The organism is Pseudomonas sp. AL03, from assembly GCF_029960815.1.
GTDB lineage: Bacteria > Pseudomonadota > Gammaproteobacteria > Pseudomonadales > Pseudomonadaceae > Aquipseudomonas.
In genome coordinates this window covers 44,681-53,385 of sequence record NZ_JASBRE010000025.1, presented here as the reverse complement: position 1 = coordinate 53,385, position 8,705 = coordinate 44,681, and the positions used below count along the sequence as shown (strand labels likewise).

The 8,705-nt window shown below is 59.9% G+C and carries 5 protein-coding genes; 1 reads left to right on the top strand and 4 read right to left on the bottom strand.

Annotated elements, in window-relative coordinates; genetic code table 11:
• Nucleotides 1-2,396, top strand: a 2,396-nt coding sequence (locus QK293_RS21445; RefSeq protein WP_282380760.1) for a type I secretion C-terminal target domain-containing protein, incomplete at its 5' end; no start/stop codon positions are given.
• Between the two features lie 285 nt (nucleotides 2,397-2,681).
• Here the strand turns inward: QK293_RS21445 and QK293_RS21440 are convergent.
• From QK293_RS21440 to QK293_RS21425, 4 genes are all read right to left on the bottom strand, one after another.
• Nucleotides 2,682-5,273, bottom strand: a complete 2,592-nt coding sequence (locus QK293_RS21440; RefSeq protein WP_282380758.1) for a hypothetical protein — start codon at nucleotides 5,271-5,273, stop codon at nucleotides 2,682-2,684.
• Between the two features lie 130 nt (nucleotides 5,274-5,403).
• Complete coding sequence (gene lapD, locus QK293_RS21435; RefSeq protein ID WP_282380756.1) at nucleotides 5,404-7,344, bottom strand: cyclic di-GMP receptor LapD; 1,941 nt, start codon at nucleotides 7,342-7,344, stop codon at nucleotides 5,404-5,406.
• Between the two features lie 22 nt (nucleotides 7,345-7,366).
• Nucleotides 7,367-8,074: a cysteine protease LapG gene (gene lapG / locus QK293_RS21430; protein WP_282380754.1), complete on the bottom strand. Its 708-nt coding sequence runs from the start codon at nucleotides 8,072-8,074 to the stop codon at nucleotides 7,367-7,369.
• A 232-nt stretch (nucleotides 8,075-8,306) separates the two neighbouring features.
• Nucleotides 8,307-8,702 carry a YbaN family protein gene (locus tag QK293_RS21425; RefSeq protein WP_282380752.1) on the bottom strand — a complete coding sequence of 132 codons (396 nt, stop codon included), beginning with the start codon at nucleotides 8,700-8,702 and terminating at the stop codon, nucleotides 8,307-8,309.
• Nucleotides 8,703-8,705: the final 3 nt, after the last annotated feature.

Genomic DNA, 8,705 nt, shown 5'->3' with positions numbered 1-8,705 from the left:
ACGGCCCCGGTGCGACCGACGTGTTCACCTACACCTTGCGCGATGCCGACGGTGACGAAAGCACCACCACCATCACCATCGACGTGAACAACAGTTGCATCAGAGCGGTCAGCGACAGTGACGTGACGGTCTACGAAAAAGCCCTCGATCTGAACAAAGACGGCCAGGATCTGGCGGCCGGGACCGTCACCGGCAGCCAGCCGGGGAATACCGGCGAAACCGCCAGCGGCACCTTGGTCGGCGCCGTCACCGGTGCCACCGGTGCGATCACCTACACGCTGGTCGGCAGCGCCACGGGCACCTACGGGCAAATCCTGCTCAACCCCAACGGCACCTACACCTACACGCTGACGTCGGCGCCAAGCACCACGCCGCACGCGAACGATGGTGCGAACACCCTCAGCGAAAGCTTCACTTACAAAGCCACCGATGCCCTGGGCAACAGCACCACCAGCACGATCGTGGTCAACATCGTCGATGACCTGCCGACCGCCCATGCCGACGCGACCTCGGTCGCCGAAGGCGGCATCGTCAGCGGCAACGTGCTGTGGAACGACGTCGGCGGTGCCGATGGTCCCGCCGTCGGTGGCGCAGTGGTCGGCGTGCGTGCCGGCTCAGACACCTCGACCCCGGTCAACGGCGGCCTGAACAGCCAGATCAATGGCACCTACGGTTACCTGACGCTGGACGCCAACGGCAACGCTGAATACCACAGCAACCCCAACGCCGTGAACGGCCCCGGTGCGACCGACGTGTTCACCTACACCTTGCGCGATGCCGACGGTGATGAAAGCACCACCACCATCACCATCGACGTGAACAACAGCTGCATCAGAGCGGTCAGCGACAGTGACGGCGACCTGGCCAGCTCGACGTTGACGGTCATTTCGAATGCGCCACCGGTGGCGGTCGATGACCACGTCATCACCAACGTGCTGTCGGGCAGTGTCGTGGTGCCGGGCGAGTTGTTGCTGGCCAATGACACCGATCCCAATGGCGATCCTCTGACCGCTTCGCCGACCACCGTCAACACCGGTTGGATCTCAAAAGGTGCGGACTTCACCGGCACCGGGGCGATCAACTTCAGCGGCATCAGCAGCAACAACGCGGCGAACCAGGCATTGGCGAATGTGCGGAGCGCCTTTGCAGGCAACACCGCAACCATGACCGCATTGCTGGTGGTCAGCGGTTATCTGGGCGCCGTCACCACTGCCAATGCCAACGATGAGGACCGCATCACCGTCAACCTCAAACAGGGCGAAACGCTTAACCTGGATCACAACCTCGCGGCAGGTCACATCGCGATGGAGTACTCCGTCAACGGCGGGGCTTTCATTGCCATCGCCGACGGCCAGACCATCACCGCCGCGGCGGACGGCACGTACCAGATCCACATTACTAACATCGACAACGATGGTCCGGGCAACAGCGGGAAGGGGGCGGAAAAATACCAGCTGACCATGACCGTCAACTACGCCGGGGCCCACGATGTCACCCCGGACTACCACGGCACCTACAACGCCAACGACAGCCATGGCGGCAGCGATAGCGCCGCCGTGACCATCACCTATCAGGACGGCCACACCCTCACCGGGACGGCGGGCGATGATGTACTGGTGGCGGGCACCGGTAACAACGTGATCAATGCCGGCGACGGCAACGACGTGCTCACCGCAGGTTCCGGCACTAACGAGTTGCACGGTGGCGCCGGGAAGGACTTGCTGTTCAGCGGCGCGGGCAACGACCTGCTCGACGGCGGTACCGGCGTCGACACGGCGAGCTACGCCCACGCCACCGCAGGGGTTACGGTCAACCTCGGTGTGCTCGGTGCGCAAAACACCCTTGGCGCCGGCACTGACACCTTGGTAGCCATCGAAAACTTGACCGGCTCGAACTTCAACGACACCCTCACCGGCGACAACCACAACAGCATCATCAACGGCGGCTTGGGTAACGACATGCTCAACGGCGGGGGCGGCGATGACTTCCTGATTGGCGGTCTGGGCCTCAACACCCTCACCGGCGGCAGCGGCGCCGACACCTTCCAGTGGCTCAAAGGCAACAGCGGGCACGACGTGGTCACCGACTTCACGCCGGGCACCGACAAACTCGACCTGTCGCAACTGCTGCAAGGGGAAAACGGCACCACGGCGTCGCTGGATGACTACCTGCACTTCAAAGTCACCGGCAGCGGCGCCTCATTGGTCACCAGCATCGACGTTAGCGCCATGGCCGGTTCCGCGCCGATCCAGACCATCGACCTGGCGGGCGTCAACCTGGCCAGCCACTACGGCGTAACGCCGGGGGCGGGTGGGGTAATTGCCGGTGGTCACGATACGGCGACCATCATCAACGGGATGCTCAATGATCATTCGTTGAAAGTGGACACAGTGTGAGCTGAAGGCTGAAACGACAAAACCCACCATTCCTGTGGAAAGGAATGGCGGGTTTTTTGTTGTTTGGGCATCGCTATTGCAATCAGGCTCGCCCACAGTTAACCGCATTCACCTGTGGGAGATTCTATGGTTGAGGGGAAGTCCTCAACTGACTTTCGGTTGATGTTCGCTTTGCCCCTGTAGCAGGGCGAATACGACCCGAGCAAGCTTTCGAGCCACGCCCCCATATGTGGGGCGCTTTCGGTGGACTAATGGTTTTCTTATCTACGGGATTGGCGGAGATTATCAAGCAGATTTAGCTTTAATCCCCATGCAGTAGTACAAATCGCTGGGGTTACGATCTTCGTACCATGAAAGCGCCGGGTGGTAGAGAGTCACGATGGTCCGGCACCTCCCACCCACGGGGGATGTTGCCCGATATTTTGCCTCAGGTCTCGCGACAGTGAACACGATGCCGAGTCGGATTGCTTGTTCCTCTGCGGTGTTCCTTTCCGCCATTCGGCCCCCTGCAGATGCCAGTTGGGAGATCGCGCTCGCGTAGTTAACGTTGCTCGGGATGGTTAAAATGTCGAATACGTTTGTGCACTGTACTGGGTAAGCAACTTCCGCTCCCCTGCTGTCGCGGACCACTATGCTAGCCTGACCGTTACCCTGCGAAGTGACGATACCTTGAGTCGGCGTTACCGAGGCGACTCTCGGGTTCGATGACCTGTATGTATATGGGGGGTACCCACCTGTAGCTGTCCGCGACAATTGTGTGCCAGGTAGGGTTTGGGCGTTTCTCGTAAAATATGCTTGGGACGTCTGCGCAATGAATAAATTAATCCCGCTTATCACCATGGGCGTCTGAACGATAGCCAGTGGCGATAACCTGGTAAATGTCCTGGCCGCCGAGACCGGCTCGCTTCCATATCGGGCTTTGGCCATGAAACTGTGAGCGGCCACTGACAGCGCCGTTATCACAAGGGTCCAAGTACCCGTTTTGGCGTGGGCCGTTACAGTGCCCTTGGGCGTTGTGCCGTCAAAAATCGTGACCTGTTGACCCTTGCTGGCCGTACCGCTGAGCGTGACAGTGGTATCTACCGTGGTTCCGGCGTTCGGGATCTCCACGCTTTTGGAGTCTTTCACCGAGGTGATCACTGGCGCGACGAGTGCAACGACCGTCATGGTTCGGGCTGCTGATACCTGCCCGCTGCCATACAGTGCCTTGGCCGTGAAACTGTGAGCCGCCACTGACAGCGCCGTTAACGCAAGGGTCCAAACACCCGTTGTGGCGTGGGCCGTTACAGTGCCCTTGGGCGTTGTGCCGTCAAAAATCGTGACCTGTTGACCCTTGCTGGCAGTGCCGCTGAGCGTGACAGTGGTATCTACCGTGATTCCGGCGTTTGGGATCTCCACGCTTTTGGAGTCTTTCACCGACGTGATTTCGGGCTTGAGTTCCACCAGCGCCTTGACGGTGTGCTGGCGATCCGGAAACACCACGGCAGTGGCCTCGACGTTGCTTTTATCCAGCGATGCCTTGAACTTGATCTTCAGCGACGTGCCATGCCCGAGTTGCGTCAGGTAGCTGTTGGCCAGCGCGACCGGCCAGTATCCCTGTTTGATCCAATTGGCGTTGGTCTGGGCCGGCAGACCGTTCCACAACGCCAGGTTGTGCGCCGAGCCGTCCGGTTTCTTGCCTTCCAGGCTCAGCCAGCACGGTTGGTCGGCCTCGATCAACGTATAAAGCAATGCATGGATGGTCGCGTTTTTTGTACTCAGTGCTATCACGTCAATCACATTATCGGCACCGGCCTCAACGATCTTCGGCGGGATCAGCGCCGTCGCCGGCAGTGTCAGGATGTTCAGCGCCAGAGACAATGAGGTGGAAGAGTTCCCGCCACGTTCGATGACATAGCTGACCGTGACGCTTTTGCCCAAGCTGTAGGCCAGCACCGAGCGTGGCACGACAAACTCCAGCCCGGCGCTGACCAGCCGTTGCGGGCTGGTGAAGGAGGCCGCCGGCGTGCTGATCGCGCCTTGCCAGATCACGCTCACTTTGTCGGTGGGCAGCAGCGAACCTTGCGGCACAATTACGCGGATGTCCTGCAGGGTCGGGTTGAGGTTGTTGCCCGTCTGGCCCTTGACGGTCGGGGCCGGCAGGGTAAAACGGTCTAGGTGGATGTCCAGCCGTTTCTCCGTGGATTTGACCCGATTGCCCAATTGGTCGACGACGAAAAACTCGGCCACCGCGCTGGCGTTGTCCCCTGCCTTCTGAAACGTGTCCGTGAACAGTGTGTGCGTGATTGGCGCCGTGCCATCGGGGACATCGAACTTGACCTGCGCATCGCCCAGCAGAAACTCGATACGGTCGAATGGTCGCCGGTTGGCGTAGATGAACCCGAACTCCACCCCTAGCGCCGCCCGATCAGCGTTCACGCCGTCCTTGATCACATCGGGCGGGATCACCAGATCCAGGCCATCAGCAGGCCGCAGGTGGTACAGCACCTTTAGATCCCGAGAACTTCCAACGCTCCCGCCGACACGGGTGACCTTGTAATGCAGCCGATTGACACCCTGTGTCAGATACCCTTGCGGCACATACAGACGCACGCGCAGACCTTCATCCTCCTTGCTGACGGTCTTGCCCGTCACAGGGGTCGGATCGTCGTTGACATACAGATCTACGCGATCATCGACCGCCATTGTCCAGGACCGAAGCTGAAGCTCGGTCCATGGGTCGACCAGACACTCAAGGCCCTGAGCCTGGCCGTCGTAAAGGGATTTGGGAATGCCGCCGTGAGCGATATCGGGCGGTTTTACCGGAGAGACCCAGCCCGGGATGATCACTGGATACAGCACAAACAATTCAGTCAATACGGCGGACTGGATATTCATCATGTTCTCCTGGGAGGTGACAAGCCCTGTGTCCTCTAGGGACGCGGGTTCATCACACACCAGGTAGGGAAGACTGGCTACTGTCAGATCTGACAGGTAGCGACAGGTTTAAGACGAACGGTCATACCCCTCACATTGGCTCCGGCGGCCCGATCAACCGACCCATGACCCCAAACAATCCCAACTCCCTAATCACCTCCAACTCCCCTTTGGTCTCCACCATCTCCGCAATCAACGGCAAATCAATACTGTTGGTCGCCCGAAAAATCGCCTCGATGAACAGCTTTTTATCACTCTGCTCATCGATATGACGGATGTACGCACCGTCGATTTTCAAGTAAGCCAGCCCCAGTTGTGTCAGGTTGCCGATCTGGCTGAAGCTGCCGCCGAAATGCTGCAGACCGATGCGGTAACCGGTGTTGAGCAGGCTGTGGCTCAAGCGTTGCAGTTCTTCCTGAGGGGGCAGTTGGCGTTCGTCGATTTCCAGAATCAGCAGGGGCGCGAGTTCGGGCAGCGATTCGAGCATGTCGAGGATGTGTTGCAGCTGCGCGGGATCGCGCAGGGTGCTGCCGGACAGGCTTAATGCCAGGGGCCAACGATTGATGACGAGGTAGTCGAGGGTCGCTTCGAGCATCGCCAGGTCGAACCGTGCCGACCAGCCGAGGCGTTCGATCCACGGCAGGAAATGCCCGGCGGCTATCGCCTCGCCCTGTGGGTCGAGCAGGCGCGCGAGGACTTTGTGATGCAGCACTTGGCTGGTGTCGGCGCATTGCACGACGGGTTGGAAATACAACTGCATCTTGCCTTGGTTCAGGGCGTCGTCGATCCAGGTTTGCCAGCCGTTTTGGGACGGGTTCGGCGCGGTGTTGGAATAGGCCAAGTGGACCCACGGACGCTCGGGATGTCGCTGGGCTTGGGTCAACGCCTGATCCAGTCGCATCAGCACATCACTGGCCGGTTCACCGGGTTGGAAAGCAACGATCCCCAAGTGCGCCACCAGCATGCAATCGCTGGCACCGGTCAAGCGCAGGTTTTCCAGGGTGGCGCTGATTTCGCAAGCCAGGCGTGCCGCGTCCTCGGCGTCGAGGCCCGGTGTCAATAGGCTGAACTCGCTACCGCGATTACGTGCTGCCAGCCAGGTGCGACGCTCCGCAAGTTGGGTCAGACGCTTGAGCAGTTCACCGACGGTGCTGATCAAGGCGTCAGTGCGCTGACCGCCCAGACGCTGATTGAGACCGACCAGGTCGTTGATCCGCAGCATCAGCAAATGGCCGTCGCTGCTCTGCTCGGAGACCAGTAGTTGGTCGTCCAGTTGCTCATCCAGCAAGCGTCGATTGGCCAGGCCTGTCAGGCTGTCCTGATAGGATTCGGCCCGCAGTTTTTCACTGCGTGCGACCTCTTCGGCGAACAGCGCTTTGAGCTTCTCGACCATCTGGTTCATGGCCAGTACCACGCGTTTCAACTCCGGTGTGCGCGGCAGTTTTGGCAGGCTGAGGAACTCGCGTTTGCTGATGGCTTCGGCCTGTTTGACCATGGTGTCGAGTGGACGAAATTGCCGGCGCAGCAACCAGCCCCCAAACACGGCACTGAGCAGGCCGCACAGGAGTAACCAGATCAGGCTGCCGAGGGTGCTGTCCCAGAGTTTGGCCAGGGCGAACTGCGGGTTGCTCATCACTTCGACCCGTGCTGCCTGCACCCAGCCACGCATGACCAGCGCTTCGCCACCGGGTGGGTGCAGGTTGACCAAACTGACAAACCAGCTGGGAACGCCTTTGATTTCCGCCGATACGCTGCGCTCCACCAGCACCTGCTCATTCTCGATATTGATGACTCGGATGCTGCTGAAATAACCACTGTCGAAAATCGAGCTGACCATCAACTCGATCATCGCCGAGTCATCGATCTGCGCCGTCAACGACAAACCCAACGCTGTGGCGGCGTCCTGGGCGTGGGAGCGCAATTGGCCGAGCATCTGGTCGCGAGAGCTTTCCAGGCTGACAAAAAAACTTCCGCTGAAGGCCACCAGCAAGAATAGGCAAATGGCGAGAAACAACTGTTTGCGCAGTGACATAAAACGCTCCTTGCGATGGTGGCTAGCCGTCACCCACGGCGAACCCTTCGGCCTGCATCTTTTTCAATACGTCCTGCCAGCGCGACAGGTTTTTCGAGTCGCTGCTGCGTTTACCGCCATTGGCTCCCGGCAAGTAGAGGCCTTCGGCGTTGAAGGCGTACACCGGCAGCAGGTCTTTGCGTTGGGAGGCGGGGCGGATTTCGCCGATCAAGTTGTCCAGCACCAGCGGATCGGCCGTGGGGCTGTTGTAAAAAGTCAGCACCATGTGCGCCTTGTTCTGGGTCAGGGCTTTAACGTAGGTGATGCGCAGTTTCTCGCTGGGAATCCCGAGGTGGCGCAGGCTGAAGTATTTCGCCAGTGCGTAGTCCTCGCAGTCAGCAGCACCCTTGATCAGGGATTCGACGGGCGTGGCCCAGTAATCGGTCTGACGCCAGATGCGGGTGTCGTCCAGAAAGGTCAGTTGCTGATTGAAAAAACGATTGACCGCGTTCAGTTGCTCGCGCTCGGGGGCGTTGACTTCGCTTTGCAGCATCTGACTCCAGGCCTTGATCCGTCCCCGTTCCGGGCCGAGGGTGCCGTAGCGTTTTTCTGCGGTTTGCAGAATCTGCGCAAAATCCCAGTTGGCCCAGACACTGCCCAGCCCGGCCAATAGAAAAGTGATCAGCAACAACCATCCGCCGAGCCGAAGTCGGAGCGTTGACCCTCCTGGACTACGCGGACTGCGGGACATGTCTGGCCACTCGGGTGCAGATGCCTGAAGTCTAGGCGGTGTTTTCAGCTAGGCAGGGTTGGTCGTCGGGTTGGTACGCGGACTTGTAGCAGCTGGCGAAGCCTGCGTTCGACTGCGAAGCAGTCGCTATGTCATCCGCTGCGGTGTATCAGGCAAACCGCGTGCGCAGGATTTACGACTGCTGCGCAGCCGAACGCAGGCTTCGCCAGCTGCTACAAGGATCGAGTTGCTTTCAGGGTTTTTGCAGGGTTTTCTGTTTGAGGATGTAGACGGTCACCAGAACGGCGCTGGTCAGCATGAATCCCCGCGCCCACGGCAGGGGCACCAGATAGCAGGAGAGCAGGATGCTCGCCCACATCAGCCCGATGGCGTAGACCTTGCCTTTGAGTGGGATGCCGTTGCCGCTCAGGTAATCGCGAACCCACGGCCCAAGCCGTGGATGCTCAACCAGCCAATGATAGAAGCGCGGAGAACTGCGGGCGAAGCAAGCGGCCGCCAGCAGCAGGAAAGGCGTGGTGGGCAACACCGGCAGGAAAATCCCGATCACCCCCAGCGCTACGCTCAGCCAGCCGATGGCCAGCAGCACGTAACGCAACATCAGGGAGCGGTTGCCTATGGGGTTGTCCATAGG

Bases quoted from the DNA above. Each gene is read 5' to 3' on its own strand.
- QK293_RS21440 (WP_282380758.1), bottom strand. From the start codon at position 5,273: ATGAATATCCAGTCCGCCGTATTGACTGAATTGTTTGTGCTGTATCCA.
- lapD (WP_282380756.1), bottom strand. From the start codon at position 7,344: ATGTCACTGCGCAAACAGTTGTTTCTCGCCATTTGCCTATTCTTGCTG.
- lapG (WP_282380754.1), bottom strand. From the start codon at position 8,074: ATGTCCCGCAGTCCGCGTAGTCCAGGAGGGTCAACGCTCCGACTTCGG.
- QK293_RS21425 (WP_282380752.1), bottom strand. From the start codon at position 8,702: ATGGACAACCCCATAGGCAACCGCTCCCTGATGTTGCGTTACGTGCTG.